The sequence below is a fragment of the Actinomyces sp. oral taxon 448 str. F0400 genome (genome assembly GCF_000220835.1).
Taxonomy (GTDB): domain Bacteria; phylum Actinomycetota; class Actinomycetes; order Actinomycetales; family Actinomycetaceae; genus Actinomyces.
On the sequence record NZ_GL985606.1, the window covers coordinates 260,434 to 274,249 of the forward strand.

General features: G+C 64.1%; 11 protein-coding genes and 1 pseudogene. 6 read left to right on the forward strand and 6 right to left on the reverse strand.

The annotated features are described in order from the left end of the window. Positions 1 to 35: 35 nt before the first annotated feature. From HMPREF9062_RS01210 to HMPREF9062_RS01230, 5 genes are read right to left on the reverse strand one after another with little or no spacing between them, the layout of a single operon-like run. Positions 36 to 962, reverse strand: a complete 927-nt coding sequence (locus HMPREF9062_RS01210; protein ID WP_009409791.1) for a type II secretion system F family protein — start codon at positions 960 to 962, stop codon at positions 36 to 38. Beyond that, positions 959 to 1,837 carry a type II secretion system F family protein gene (locus HMPREF9062_RS01215; RefSeq protein WP_009409792.1) on the reverse strand — a complete coding sequence of 293 codons (879 nt, stop codon included), beginning with the start codon at positions 1,835 to 1,837 and terminating at the stop codon, positions 959 to 961. Before HMPREF9062_RS01215 ends, HMPREF9062_RS01210 begins: the two co-directional genes overlap by 4 nt. Beyond that, on the reverse strand, positions 1,834 to 3,153 hold the full coding sequence (locus HMPREF9062_RS01220) for a CpaF family protein (protein WP_009409793.1): 1,320 nt from the start codon (positions 3,151 to 3,153) through the stop codon (positions 1,834 to 1,836). The genes HMPREF9062_RS01215 and HMPREF9062_RS01220 overlap by 4 nt, the downstream gene beginning before the upstream one ends. Then, on the reverse strand, positions 3,150 to 3,917 hold the full coding sequence (locus HMPREF9062_RS01225; RefSeq protein ID WP_009409794.1) for a MinD/ParA family ATP-binding protein: 768 nt from the start codon (positions 3,915 to 3,917) through the stop codon (positions 3,150 to 3,152). Before HMPREF9062_RS01225 ends, HMPREF9062_RS01220 begins: the two co-directional genes overlap by 4 nt. After that, positions 3,917 to 4,633, reverse strand: coding sequence for an SAF domain-containing protein (locus HMPREF9062_RS01230; protein WP_034253471.1), 717 nt, complete (start codon positions 4,631 to 4,633; stop codon positions 3,917 to 3,919). The genes HMPREF9062_RS01225 and HMPREF9062_RS01230 overlap by 1 nt, the downstream gene beginning before the upstream one ends. Before the next feature lie 231 nt (positions 4,634 to 4,864). Between HMPREF9062_RS01230 and HMPREF9062_RS01235 the strand changes: the two genes are divergently transcribed. Further along, positions 4,865 to 5,167: a hypothetical protein gene (locus HMPREF9062_RS01235; protein ID WP_009409796.1), complete on the forward strand. Its 303-nt coding sequence runs from the start codon at positions 4,865 to 4,867 to the stop codon at positions 5,165 to 5,167. 1,357 nt (positions 5,168 to 6,524) lie between these two features. Here HMPREF9062_RS01235 and HMPREF9062_RS01240 read toward each other — a convergent pair. After that, positions 6,525 to 8,458 (reverse strand): annotated as a pseudogene (locus tag HMPREF9062_RS01240) (DUF6571 family protein). 505 nt (positions 8,459 to 8,963) lie between these two features. Here HMPREF9062_RS01240 and HMPREF9062_RS12750 point away from each other — a divergent pair. The 5 genes from HMPREF9062_RS12750 (at position 8,964) to HMPREF9062_RS01255 (ending at position 13,776) form a co-directional block, all read left to right on the forward strand. After that, positions 8,964 to 9,296 carry a hypothetical protein gene (locus HMPREF9062_RS12750; RefSeq protein ID WP_156789929.1) on the forward strand — a complete coding sequence of 111 codons (333 nt, stop codon included), beginning with the start codon at positions 8,964 to 8,966 and terminating at the stop codon, positions 9,294 to 9,296. 57 nt (positions 9,297 to 9,353) lie between these two features. Next, a complete protein-coding gene (locus HMPREF9062_RS01245; RefSeq protein ID WP_009409800.1) occupies positions 9,354 to 11,465 on the forward strand; it encodes a DUF6571 family protein in 2,112 nt (703 codons plus the stop codon). Further along, on the forward strand, positions 11,465 to 12,214 hold the full coding sequence (locus HMPREF9062_RS12020; protein WP_050795235.1) for a hypothetical protein: 750 nt from the start codon (positions 11,465 to 11,467) through the stop codon (positions 12,212 to 12,214). The genes HMPREF9062_RS01245 and HMPREF9062_RS12020 overlap by 1 nt, the downstream gene beginning before the upstream one ends. Before the next feature lie 8 nt (positions 12,215 to 12,222). Further along, positions 12,223 to 13,002, forward strand: a complete 780-nt coding sequence (locus tag HMPREF9062_RS01250; protein WP_253270627.1) for a hypothetical protein — start codon at positions 12,223 to 12,225, stop codon at positions 13,000 to 13,002. 189 nt (positions 13,003 to 13,191) lie between these two features. Continuing rightward, a complete protein-coding gene (locus HMPREF9062_RS01255) occupies positions 13,192 to 13,776 on the forward strand; it encodes a hypothetical protein (RefSeq protein WP_009409803.1) in 585 nt (194 codons plus the stop codon). Positions 13,777 to 13,816 lie beyond the last annotated feature (40 nt).

A 13,816-nucleotide genomic window follows, 5' to 3' on the forward strand; every position in this document is an offset into this window, starting at 1 on the left:
ACACAGGATAAGAACGGGGGAAGAGCAGAGTCGGGTCATCGCATGCCCCCCATGATCCCGGTCAGGGCCGGATAGACGAGGAAGACGATGAATCCCATCGCGATGACGAGCTGGGCCACGAGCATGGACTCGGAATTCTCACCCGCCTTCCCCTCGGCGTCGGCCAGTTCCCGACGACGCATCGAGGACGCCCGGGCGCCGAGGGACTCGCGGATCTTGGCCCCGTCCTCGGCCACCAGGGCCAGCGCCGCCGACAGGTCGCGCAACTCGTCAATGCGCAGCGTCTCACCCAGGCGGCCCATGGCCGCCCACGGCGTCTCCCCGCGCAGGCGCGCCGTCGCCAACGCGTCGCGAATACGGACCATGGACGGATCGTCCGACAGGCCCGAGGCCGCATCCAGCGCCTCGGGCACGCCTCGACCGGCCGACAACGACATGGACACCAGATCCAGGAAGGATCCCACGACATGACGGAAATCCCGACGGGCCTGCTCGGCCTGCGAATGCAGGCGCACCGTGGGCAGGGAGGCCAGCCCCGCCCCCGCCACCACGCACGCGAGCGTCGACAGTGAGGAGCCCATCGGCTGACCCGCGACGGCGGACAGGCCCACAAGCACCAGCGGGGCGGCGAAACCCGTCAGCCCGAGCAGCAGGGAGGCGACCAGGTGCCTCTCCAAAGACCGGCCGACAACAGCAAGATCACTGGACAGCCCCGTCAGATCCACACCTGTTCGACGCAGAAGAGCAGCAGCCCGATACCCCACGCCATCAAGCCATTCCGGCAGAGCCCGCTCGTGGGAGTTCAACCGCCGCGCGTCGCGGCGCAGCTGACGCTCATCGCGCTGGGAGTCGAGCTCGGCGAGCGCAGCCGCCGGCTGAACCGCGGGCGGAGCGATGACAAGACCTGCAAGCACCAGCCCCGCACCGCACAAGGCCCCGCCCAGCAGAATCCACGTACTCATGAGCGGTCCTCCCCCATGGCCTGGAACGACGCGCCGCGAGCGGTCAGGAAACGACGCGGCAGAGTGACACCGGCCAAACGCCGCATCCACATCAGACCCACTGCGAACAGGGCGACCACCACGAACAGCACCATCTGACCCTGCGCAGAACCGTAGGGCGCCACGAACGAACGGTTGAAGACCGCCATCCCCAGGATGATCAGGATCGAGAACACCACGACGATCTGAGCCGAACGCCGCGTACCGGCGCGAGATGCCGACACGCGCTGACGCATATCGAGCTCAGCCCGAGCCGTCGCCGCCAGATTGCCCAGCAACTGACGCAGCCCCGGCCCTCGCAACCGAGAATTCATCATAAGAGCGCAAATGATCAAGTCAGCCGTGGGATCATCAAGATCGTCAGCGAACTGACGTAGGGCCACAGGAAGCGGAACGCGCACGCGCATACGATCAGCCAGCAATGTTAAATCACCACGAATAACAGGAGAAGCCGCGTACACCGTCGCCGGAATAGCCTGCTCCAAGCCAACAGCGCCAGCAATAGTGTCGCGCAAGGACTCGGCCCATGTAGCCAGTCCCTCAATACGAGCGGCAGCCACTCGCTCCTGACGCGAACCGCCGAACAGCATCGGCCACACCAGCACCAGGACGGCGGCGGCCGCGGTCAACACGACCCAACGAGTCAGCAACAGCACGGCCAGCCCGACCGCCGCCGCAACCACTAGACGCCTGGAGGTGATGCGCACTAAACGCGCACCGCCACCACTACCGGGCATATCCACGCCCGCGACGTAAGCCACCAGGAGGAACAGGCCGCCGCCGATCAAGGCGCCGGCGAGAATGGCGACCGATCCCGTCGTCGACTGGCCGATCATGACACGCCCCCGGCGGCGTAGGCGACGGCGGGGTCGTATCCCGCCTCCGCGAGCTCATCGATGCAGGAGATCGGAGCGGCCGGCTGAGCATGGCCGGAACCGTCGTCGGCGAAGACCTCCGACGACAGGATCCGTTCATCGACCCCGTTGACCTCCCGCACCGACGCCACGTAGCGACGCATCGTCCCACCCTGGCCGAAGCGATTCTCCCGGCAGATGAAAATCACGAAATCGATGGCGCCGGCGATCAAGAGATTCGTGGCTTCCTGGGGCAAACGCTCGTGCGACTGGATGGCGTAGGTGGCGATGCGGTTGAAGACCTCCGAGGAGGAGTTGGCGTGGATCGTCGACAAAGACCCGTCGTTGCCCTGGCTCATGGCGTTGAGCATGGTGACGATCTCGTCGCCGAGCACCTCGCCGACGATGACGCGCGACGGGTTCATGCGCAGTGATCTGCGCACGAGGTCCGCCATCGTGATGGCTCCGGCCCCCTCGGAGTTGGGCAACCGCTCCTCGAAAGCGACGACGTTGGGATGCAGCTCGCTGAATTCCCCCAGACCGAGCTCCAGAGCCCGCTCAACGGTGATGAGCCGCTCCTCCGGGGCGATCTCATTGGCCAGGGCCCGCAGAAAGGTTGTCTTGCCGGCATTCGTTGCGCCGGCAATCATGATGTTCTTGCGGGCATGAACGGCCGCGGAGCAGAAGGCGGCCAGCCGGGGACTGAGCGTGCCCAGCCCGACCAGCTCATCCAAACCCACCCTGTCCAACCGGGCTCGACGCAACGAGAGCGCCGGACGGGCGCACACATCCATGATCGCCGACAGGCGCGACCCGTCGGGCAGCCGCAGGTCCAACTGGGGATTAGCGGAATCGAAAGGACGCGAGACGAGTCCCGAGTACGAGCCCAGGACCTGGACCAACTCGACGAGCTCGTCGTCGGAATCGGCCACGGGGGTGCCGCGCTCCTCGCGTCCATCGGCGTACTGGACGAACACATTGTCGCAACCGTTGATATCGATGTTCTCCACCTCGGGATCCTCCAGCAACGGCTGAAGACGGCCGACCCCGAACAAGGCGGCGTGGATCCCCTGGGCGACCTCATCCTCATCCCCCGCCGATAACGGACTGCGCCCCGCAGCGATTTCGGCTCGGGCGTGCTGGTCGAGCACCCGGCTGATAAGAGCGCGGGCGAACTGGCGCTCATCCTCCGAACTCATGGGCGGGATACCCGTGGCGGCGTCGTCATGACGCTGCTGAGCGAGGAGATCGGCGACCTCCTCACGCATCTGCCGCACCAGATTCTGATCAGCACTCATCGCGAAACCCCCCAGAACGCCGCATCGGCGGGACGACGAACAGACGACACCACACTCCGCGCCGAACGCACCAGAAGACTTCGTCGCAACGAATGCGGACGACGTCCGGCCAATGAATCAGCGGCATCACGATCAAAAGCAAGAGCGCCGACCACCGGCACGTCAACACCGCTGGAACGCAGCAACCGTTGAAGATCACCGGCCTCATGACGATGCCTCCACGGAGCGACGAGGAGGACCCCCAGATCGGGCCGTTCAGCGCGACGCGCGGTCTCCTCCGCCACCCAGCGCAAACGGTCCCGTAAATGAGCGTAAGAATCCACGCCCGCCCTCACCACCAGCAGCAGCGCGTCGGAGGACAGGGCGACGGGCAGGCTGGGGGAGCCGGGGACGAGCCGACCAACATCGCACACCACATCGCGCGTTGTGCGCAGCCGCCCGGCAATAGCGCCCCAGCTGGAGGCCACGGCGGCCGCCTGCTCGGGGCGGGGCATCCCCAGCAGCACGTCGAGGCCGCCGTCGACCAGCGTCGTGTGCTCCTCGACGGGGGCGTCAGGGTTGTTGCGCATGGCGGCGGCCAATGAGAGCAGGCCGCGCTCGGCGTCCAGAGGAAGGCCGTTGTCGGCGCGCAGCCGGTAGATGAGGTCCGAGCCGGCGGGGTCGGCGTCGACCAGGAGAATAGGGACTGGCCACACCGCGGCTAGGACGTGGGCGCTGGTCGTCGTGCCGGGGGCTCCCTTGGCGGAGGCGAGGGAGAGAAGCATCAGTGATCACCGATCGGTTGGCCGGCGGCGGTGACGACGACGGCCGCATTGCCCGAGGCTCCCAGCGCCGCCGCGCTGGATCCCTGGGCGGAGGGGACCAGGACGGATACGGTGGCGCCCGAGGTCCAATTGCCGTCCTTCCCCGAGGTGGGAACGGCATCGAGCACCTGGGCGCCCGAGATCGGAGTCGAGCCGTCGGCGGAGACGTTCACGATGCTGACGACGTCTCCCGCTGAGAGCCCGGCCGCGGGGAAGCGCCCCGCCTCCAGCGAGAGCCCGACGACGCTCCGCCCGTCCTGGGTGGGGGAGGAGTCGGTGATCTGAGTGGTCTGGACGAGCTCGCCCTTGTCGAGGGCGACCTTCGCGCTCTGTCCCACGATCTCGTTGGCGCGGCTGGCGGGGATGAGGATGCTGCTGTTGGCGGCCACGGGCATCGAGGCGAGGTCCTCGAGGGCGATGACATGGCCGGCCTCGATCGGCTTGACCACGATGAGCATCTCCTCGCGCTGGTCGATCCGCGCGGCCAGCAGGCCGGCCAGCAGGGCTCCGCCGACGATGAGGATCACGGCGAGGGCAGCGAGCAGCGGCCGGCGCTCGCGCGGGGCCGACGGGAGGCGCCCGCGGGACTTCTTCTCCTCCTGGGCGCGGGTGGAGCCGGTGGCTCTGGCATCGCGATCACGACGGCGGGACGTACGGATATCGGTTGGAGAGGTCATCTCGGTCCGGTAGGGGTGGACGGCAGGGTCGTCTTCTAACATACCGAACTGATCTCGGAGCGCCACCCCCTTCGCCCGATCCGTCCGCTGATCGGGCGATTTCGACGAAAAACGAGATTTTGCTTGCGGATCGCGTCATGACGTGCAAGCCTGGATCCGAGCGGCCGCACCATCCTTGCGGTGCGGTCCCGGCGTCAGACCGGACGCCATCCCTGCGAACGAGGAGCACCTATGCCACTTTCATCAGATCTGACCACTCTACAGACCCTGCACAGCACGCTGTCGGGGGACGTCGACTCGGCCCACTCGATCGTCTCGGGCACCGACACCTCACTGGCATCCGCGGTGTGGGAAAGCCCGAACGCCGACTCTTTCCGGTCGGCCTGGGACGAGTTCCGTCCGAAGCTGATCCAGTTCGAGCAGGTCCTGGCCAGCGCCGCCTGCGATGTGGCGAACAACCACAACAACATCGCGGAGGCTAACGGCGTAACCGACCAGCCCGAGCTGCCGCAGGTCGAATCCTACGACGCCTGAGCGTCTATAAGATCTGTCGGTGAGCCGGGGTCGGGGAGTATCGCTCCCCGACCCCGGCTCACCGACTTTCTGTTGCAATCTCGGGGATCCGGTGGGGCAGACGGGCGAGGACTCGGAGCGGGCCGCCGGAGAGGCAGCGGCCCGTGGAAGCCGGTGAGACGTCGACGGTTCGCTCCGATGCATGCATCGTCCAAAGAGCCCGCCGGCGCCGCGGCCGCTAGTTATCCAGGCCCCATGCTCCGCATGGTCCACGTTTGTCACCGCCATGCTCAATCGTTCCACATCAACCCGGCGGAGATGTATGACGAGGACGCACACGACCGTCGCCACATCGACGCGACGTCTCGATTAACAAGATGGTTCTTAACCGAATATCTAAAAACTGGGTACGTAGATTGACTCTCACTTCGAGGGAATCGAGAAGGTCGGAGGATGCCGGAACATCCCCCACTGAAACGTATGAGTGATAAGCGGATCGACGAAATAAGGTAGAGCCTATCAGCGTCATTTTCAATTGTAACGATTCAACTCGCGGGATGCGACGGAATCCTCGATCACTGCACTCCCCCGACCGGCGACGGTGCGCCCCGCGCAGATGGCGATGAAGGTTGATTGAAACGTTTTAGATGGCGTCCGGGGGTGGCGCGGGAGGGCGTCTTGCTATTATTGTTCCTATACTTGATACCCTGCGTTTCCGTGCGCCTCCCGCCGTGGCCGGAGGTCATCGGCTCATGTCCCGACCGCCTGCACTGCCCGTGCGGGCGGTTGCGAACGACGTCGGTGCCGGTTCGTCGCCGCGCTGGCCGTGGCGACGCCGATGGGCACCGGCCTCGAGCTCGGAGCGCACGACGGCGTCCGCCGTCCCGAAGGCCCGCACGGGAGTCGAGTGAGTGGGACTGTTCGAATCGTCGGCCCCGCCCGAGGCTCTGTCCGAACCAGGATAGATCGGCGATGAACGATTGAATCGACGGGATCGATGCAGCGGAGGACAGTGCTGCGGGTCCTGCGCAGCCGGCCGAGGACGGGGACCGCGAGACGATGATGTTCGTCGGGAGGCGTGCGCGGGAGCCTCGGCCGTCAGGGCTCCGGTGACCGGGTTCAGGTACGGCCGGTCCTGCGATAAGCAGGCCTTCCCGAACGAGCAGTCGTGGTTGACGGCGGCGGAGGCCTTCAACGCCGACCGTCCTTGGCACGTACGGGGTCCGGCGGGTGAGGAGGCTCCGGCTCTCATCCCCACCCGACACCAGCGGATGGAAGGGCGCAGGATACGCCGTAACCGGTGCGAACCGCGCGTGACCTCATAGCGGTGCGGAAGCGGACTGGATCAGATCGACCAGGCTATCCGCCACTGCCGCTATCACCCGCCCCACGAGTGCGCCGGCGCTCCACCGCTAGACGGCTTGGCCGCTTCATAACCGTCTTTGAAAGAAGAGTATCTCGTGTCTGTGTAATCAAGAGTGCCGTCGGCGCGGTGGTAGAGGTAACCGCCAACCCGGTCGAGGCCGGCCTTGACGCCAGTATCTTCAATCTCGGACGGATCCATGCCTACCGTCAGAGGGTTCCCATCCTCGTCGACCACCCGATCCGTCTGACGGTTTTTCCCGCTGTCGCGGACGGCTCCCAGCAGATCATCCGAATCATACAGACCGCTGTTGAGAAGGGAGGCGGTGAGCTGCTCATAATTCTGCATGAGCGCCGCATCTTTCATGTCCTGGACCCCCGAGCTCGCACTGGATTCCTGATCCTCATTGAACGGCTGAGCGTCGTTCACCATTTGATATCCTGCAGCGCCGGCGAAGAACCCGTTGGTCCTGCACTGAGCGTCGACCGCTGCATCCACGGGTGTGAAGTCTCCCGAATCCTTGTACGTGGCGACGGCGTCGTCGAACACCTTCTGATTGTAGACGGTCACCGATTCTCCGAGGCGACTGGACGCGGTCTCATTGTAGGAGATCTGACCGACGAGATTCGACAGGGCCCGGTTAGTGAAGAGCGGCCTGTAGTCGTACGTCGTCGTCCCATCATCCGCTTCCATTTCCCCGGAGCTGACGGGACTCTTCGAATTCGTCGAATCCGTGGATTCGACGACGCTGTCCGGGTGGTTCGCGAGCGTTTCCGACACGAGGTTCCTCACCCCATCGGGCAGGGTCACGGGCTTCTCGCTGCTCCCAATGCCGTTGAGAATCCCTGAAATGGCTGTCGCCGAGGCGTAATCCTGGTAGGACCTCTCCTCCTGACTCATCGCCGCCGGGTCCGATGAAACCCAGCCCTGGGAGTCGATCTCATAGGCCATCGTCGCCCAGTCGGTGGCCCATCCTTTCTCCTTCAGGGAGCCCCAGCCGACCAGATCCTGCACGCGTCGAACGGTCTCCTTCGTTTGCCTTAGCGAAGCGGGATCCGGCGCCCCCTGCCCGTCAGGGCGGGCGACCAGCCATTTCTGCGCCGCCTGAGGATTGCCGGTCATAGCATGGACGACGCCCGCGAGCGGATTACCGGAGTAAAGGTTCTCCGGGAGGAAGGGGGAGTCATTCGGAGGGTTGCTCAGGCGGTTCAACCAATCCCTTGGGCTGGTGTTATCCCACTTCTGCGGCGAGTAGTTCTCCATGCGCTGGGCCAGGGTGGCCAGCATCGAGTCACTGTAATCCAGGCCCACAGACTCAGCCGTCCTGTCTCCATTGCCGCTCCGCGAGGCCATCAGCATGCCGTTGAGAGCCTTGAGGCGTTCGGACTTGCCCTTCTCCTCGGTGGCGTCCACAAGTTTGTTAGTATAGTCGGCCGCCTGATTGTCCGGCCAGGTGTACGACGCGGTCGCCAGATTATGGCCGAGCGCGCTGGTCAGATCCTGGGCGGCCTCAGGGCGCAAAGACCAGTCCGTCTGGTCCTTCGCATCCCTGGCCGTCATCTTATTCTGAATGTCCGCGGGCAGATCGAGAAGTCGTCCCGGGTCGATATCGGCCAGCAGAGCATTGGCGTAGGCCGGATCGTCCTGACCGGCCTGCACTCGGGCCAGAAGAGCATCCCAATCGTCAGGAGCGCAACCGCCTTCGCATAATCGGAGAGCGAAGCGGCATCCTCCCGAGCCTGGCTGTCGGTATCAACATTGTTGGACGCTGCCGCATTCTCCGCGCCAGCCTCTCTGCCGTCCCAAACGATATAGGAAATGGATCCGTTCGCGCCGGTGGTGGTTAGCCCGCTCTCAACAGCCGCATCCAGCCGCCTTCGCGGACTCGCGTCCTCGTCCTCCAGGTCAACGAAGGACAGGCCGACAATGCTCGAAAGACACGACTCCACTCATCCTCGACCGCGGTGGCGGCGTCGGTTGACCCACGATGGGAACCTACTTCCTGTGCGGGGACACACGTCAGTCTCAACACACCCTACTACCCGGACCCCGTCGTCAATCAACCCCTCCCCCTCGGAGCATCGCACCCCACCGCGCGGCATGGTGGGAACCGCACGCGCCCCGAGCCGCCGCACCGTCGTTCAGTCGGTGAGACGCAGGCCGCCCGAGCACGTCGAGCGGCGGCTGGTGCGGTCGGGGCGGGGCCGGGGCCGGCGGCGACACCCTCCACATCTACACCACCACCCCAACAAATGAACAACCATTGCACGCAACAGACGCCGCGACCGACGCACATACCACCATCCAGATGAAGAAGACCAGCGGCACGCTCTCACGGACCCATTCTCCACCACCAGGACACGACAATCCGGACCACCATCCACGGTGGACCCACAGTGTTGAACGTGATAAACTAGTAAGTGTGAACACGAGCTACTGACCTTGGAGTATCTCGTGCCTAACCTAAAACACAATGCTTACCGGGACAGCCTGGTCGCACACCAGACAACCGCGGACGAGTACTACATGGACATGTGCGGGGACGACGGGATGTCCAACCCCTGCTCCAGCACGACCAAGACCATCAGCGATGGGGCGTGGGTCTCACCGTCCGCGGACAAATGGTGCATCCATATGGAGACACTGGGTAAATACATCAAAGACTCCTTCGATCTGTACTCCGTCGATGTCTCGGACGCCGTGGCAGCGGAGCCGGAGGACATAGATGTCGATACTGATACTGACAACACGTGGAAAGTAGATTGGGTTGACCCCGCCACCTGGTGACCGGTCTGGTGAGCCGCTCCGTAGCATCCGACGAGAACTAAGCGAAAAGGACCGTCCGTGACAGAAATCAAAGCGAATCTGGACGATCTCCGTGCGACCGCCGCCAGTCTAAAGACCACGGCGACGTCCGTGGAGGACAGATACAACGACCTGTACTCAACAGCGAAGACGCTGGATTTACCCAGAACACGTCTTCTGGGTCTGCCGGGTTACGTCGAGAGTCTGCGTGATGAGGCCTCGTTCCTGAGCGCCAAGGCCGACTGGCTGGAGATCGTCAACACTGGCGACGACGGCACCGCTCCCACCGGGACCGTCACCTACGAGATCCCTTCCGGCCTCAAAGATCCGACGAATCTGGCAAGCATGGAGCACTGGTTGGGGCAGGCCATCGCTGATACCGCCGAGGACCTGACTGCTTCCGACTACAAGGAGAACGATCCTCGCATGGAAGCCCTCCATCGTCAGATGGAGCGGTGGAAGGACGACGAGAGCGTCATGTCCTCGATGTACACCGACCTGGGCCCTGAGGGAGTCCTCGCCCTCACCCGGGCCGTCGGTGTGCATGCGACCAATCAGGCAAGCGAAGAAGAGACGGAAACAGCGAAGACGCTACTCACAGACATCAAGGGAGGGCTGGCCGCGGCAACCAACAGCTGGCCCTCTTCCCAGGCCCAAGAGTTCGGTCGGCGACTCGTAAACTCCGCCAGAGAACCCGACCAGAACGAAGACTCTGATATTTTCGGATCAACCTCTCAAACAGACGCGCTCAACTGGCTTCTGTACAACAACACCGACGCCAGCAATGCCTTCATTCTCGGCGTCGCCGAGAAAATGGACGAGATCCAGCAGCAGGACAACGCTCAAGGAATCAGTGACGGTTGGTCCTGCGAACCACTCAGTTTCCTTTCCTCCATGGTCGACGAGGCGGACAGGATCTGGATGTTCGACACCCCCTCGGTCGTCCTTCACGCCCTAGGTGACCATGGGCAGGCCGCTTACCAATTCTTCAATGGAAACGAGTATCGGTTGACTTACTGGCCCGCTGAGCACGACTACACCAGAGGAGATTACTCAGGTATTGCAGCCGCGCTGGACGCGGCCTCCACTACCCCGGCCGTCATGAGCAATGATCCGGCAGGCGCCGGCACAATTGCCTCCTACGGAGTCAACGGTCTCATGGGCCGCGACGACATCGGACCATACCTGGACAAAGATCCCAGCGGTCATTTCAAATTTTCTGGCGTACAAGGTACAGAAACCACGTCATCCATGGAACATATCCTTGAAAATTATTTGTTTTCCGTTGGAAATTCATACGCAAATAATGGAGGAGATAGAGAGACCCCTAAATCTGATGATGACGAAGATGGCGTACCCGACCAACTCTGCACAATCTACGGACCTGCCGGAGAGGCGACGCCAAGCGCTCCATGGTTCGGCACCGATGCTCTCAACAAAGCTCTCGGTCTCATCGGCCGTGATCCGCAATCCATGCTCAATATGCGTACGAGCGTGTCCAATGCCGAGACACAAGGAATCACTCCAGGAATGAACGATGAAAGTTTTGGAAGCACGATAACCTACTGGGCTGGGGTTGAGGGCGCCTTCTCGAATGCCATTGGGACAGGCGCCATCGATGATGCCGAGGCCAGAGACGAGTGCGCTCGGGCCTGGATCGAGCTCGGATCAACCGGCGCTGATCAGCTGACTGACATGGCACAAAGCAAGGGAGTTCCTAATGTAGCGGGGCTGGCTGCTGACGAGTTCATTGATTTACTCGCCAACAAGGCGAAGGATAGCTGGGCGAGTAACACGTCAGACGAAACAAAACGGCAGACCGAGCTGGCTGACCAAGCCTTGTCCGACTACCGGCTGAGGATGCTGTTCGCTTGCGATCAGGCCGGTATGAACGGTTACCAGGAGCGCGACGCGGAGGGCAATCTGACACAGCCCTTAGACGAGGCCGACGGAGCCGCCGCCGTCGAGCAATCAGACGGCAGTTATCGACTCATTACGGAGGATGAGTTCAACGCCCTGCCCGAGGATAAACGCTCCACGGTGGCGCCGACACTCAACAGCCTGGCGGACAGCCTGAAGGGCCTGGGTGCTCATATGCTGACCAGCGACATCAAGGACGCTTTCAACACCGAGTTTCTGGAGAAGTTCTGATGCGTTCGCGATGGTGGCGAGTGGTCGTGGTTGTTCTCGTAGTGGCCGTGGGCGTGGGCGTGTACGAGTACAAGGCGAGCACGCGAAAGAACGAGACGGAGAAGGACACCTCCCCCCTGCGTTCGCTGATGCTGACCCGTCAGGACATCCCCGACGCCACCGACATCACCTGGTATGACACCAGCGGATCCCAGAGTAACTGTCCCCAGGCGGATAGCATCGTCCACATCACTACCTCCTGGGTGCCCGAGACCCACTTGACTGTCGAGCGCATCGAAACCGGCAGCGCCTCCGTCACCGAAGCCCTCGTGCTCAACATCAACGAACCCTCGCCGGGCGATCGGGTCCGACGGCTGCGCGACGCCGTCGCTGAGTGCGAAGGCACCACCGATACTGTGTATCTATGGCCCGACCAGCCCACACCCGCCCCGGGCCAGGACACGATCGTGACCATCACGTCCCTGGACCCGGCCGGTCTGCCCGACGGCGCTTTCGGCTTCCACCAGACCGCCACCGCACAGGTCGAAACCGGACCCGCAACAACGGCCATCGACACGGTGTACGCCCCCGTGATGCACGACGACCAACGAGGCATCATCATGGTGCGCACCGCCGTCCCCGACGACGGCACCCCCGCCCCCGACATCACCGACCTGCTCACCACCGCCCTCCACCGCGCCGACGCCACCCTCGACCTCACCCAACTCACACCCCGACCATCGGCTTCAACCACCAGCCCAACACCATGATCCCAGGCATGAGACACATCCGTGAGAAGAAGCGAGAAGGAGACGTTCTAATGCGTTCGCGATGGTGGCGAGTGGTCGTGGTCGTTCTCGTGGTGGCCGTGGCCGTGGGCGTGTACGCGCACAAGATGAGCACGCGAAAGAACGAGACGGAGAAGGACACCTCCCCCCTGCGTTCGCTGATGCTGACCCGTCAAGACATCCCCGACGCCACCGACATCACCTGGCCCACGGGGACGGAGCAGATGAGCATCTGCTACGCCGACTCCACGCTCGACGCCACCATCTCCCAGACGCCCAAGACCTCCTCCATCGAGCGCATCGAAACCGGCAGCGCCTCCGTCACCGAAGCCCTCGTGCTCAACATCAACGAACCCTCGCCGGGCAGCCAGGCGCGATGGCTGCGCGACGCCGTCACCGACTGCGACGGGATCACGTCAGCACAGCCCTACTTATGGCCCAGCTCGCCCACGCCCTCGTCAGGCCAGGACGTGTCCATGACCATCACGCTCCTGGACCCGGCCGGCCTGCCCGACGGCGCTTTCGGCTTCCACCAAACCGCCACCGCGACCCGTGCCACCACCGTCAACTGCGACATCCTGTACGCCCCCGTGATGCACGACGACCAACGAGGCATCATCATGGTGCGCACCGCCGTCCCCGACGACGGCACCCCCGCCCCCGACATCACCGACCTGCTCACCACCGCCCTCCACCGCGCCGACGCCACCCTCGACCCCGCTCAACTCACACCCCCGGCACCATCTCCGACCACCAGCCCGACGCCATGAGAAGAATCCGGGCATCCCGCCGACGGCCCCGCTGACACGACCGCCGCCACCAACCTGCCGGCAACCGCCTCAACCAGCGCCCTGCCCGGCCCGGGCGCCACCATCGCCCCGAGATCCATACGCCAAAAGGTGGCCCGAAGACACGGCGCGCGTCTACTCTGACGCTACTAGATGAGAGGAGGGCCACTCGTGGCCACGACCGACGATGAGACCGCTGAGCTTCTGAACCAACTCAAGCGCGCCTCCGGCGTCAACGACGAATGGTTGGCGCGCTGGGATTACGAAGCGTGGCGGCAGTGGGGCCGGGCGATGACAGCAGACCCCGACGGCCCCTGCCCGGGCGCCCCGGACTGGATGCAGTCGTTCATACCCCACTGGCATGACGTGGACTTCTTCTGCCCCCTGCCCTGCGTGGGCCGCGTCGCCTACTCCGAGGCGAACTGGCCCGCCCTGGCCGTCGAGCACGACGACCTGACCCTGTCCGCCGAGCTCATGGGCGATACGGCGCCCGATGTCAACGCGGTCAGCCGGGCCTGGGCCGTAGCCAGGCGCAACGGCGGACGGCCGGCGCTGACCGTGAGCCTCCTGCCGGCCGCGCCCTGGGGCCGCGCGGTCACCGGGGCGATTGAAGCCCTGTACGTGACGGACGTCGACGAGGACCAGGCCGGACTCATCACCGCGATCCTGGACCGCCGACCGGCCGCGCCCCTGCTCGTACCACCCGACGGCTGGGCCACCGGCCCCGTGCACGCGTGGGAGTGGTTCATCACCTGATTCGACGCGCCCGTCCTCCAACGGTTCCGCCTGATCGCGC

Bases quoted from the DNA above. Each gene is read 5' to 3' on its own strand.
- HMPREF9062_RS01210 (WP_009409791.1), bottom strand. From the start codon at position 962: ATGAGTACGTGGATTCTGCTGGGCGGGGCCTTGTGCGGTGCGGGGCTG.
- HMPREF9062_RS01215 (WP_009409792.1), bottom strand. From the start codon at position 1,837: ATGATCGGCCAGTCGACGACGGGATCGGTCGCCATTCTCGCCGGCGCC.
- HMPREF9062_RS01220 (WP_009409793.1), bottom strand. From the start codon at position 3,153: ATGAGTGCTGATCAGAATCTGGTGCGGCAGATGCGTGAGGAGGTCGCC.
- HMPREF9062_RS01225 (WP_009409794.1), bottom strand. From the start codon at position 3,917: ATGCTTCTCTCCCTCGCCTCCGCCAAGGGAGCCCCCGGCACGACGACC.
- HMPREF9062_RS01230 (WP_034253471.1), bottom strand. From the start codon at position 4,633: ATGACCTCTCCAACCGATATCCGTACGTCCCGCCGTCGTGATCGCGAT.
- HMPREF9062_RS01235 (WP_009409796.1), top strand. From the start codon at position 4,865: ATGCCACTTTCATCAGATCTGACCACTCTACAGACCCTGCACAGCACG.
- HMPREF9062_RS12020 (WP_050795235.1), top strand. From the start codon at position 11,465: ATGCGTTCGCGATGGTGGCGAGTGGTCGTGGTTGTTCTCGTAGTGGCC.
- HMPREF9062_RS01250 (WP_253270627.1), top strand. From the start codon at position 12,223: ATGAGACACATCCGTGAGAAGAAGCGAGAAGGAGACGTTCTAATGCGT.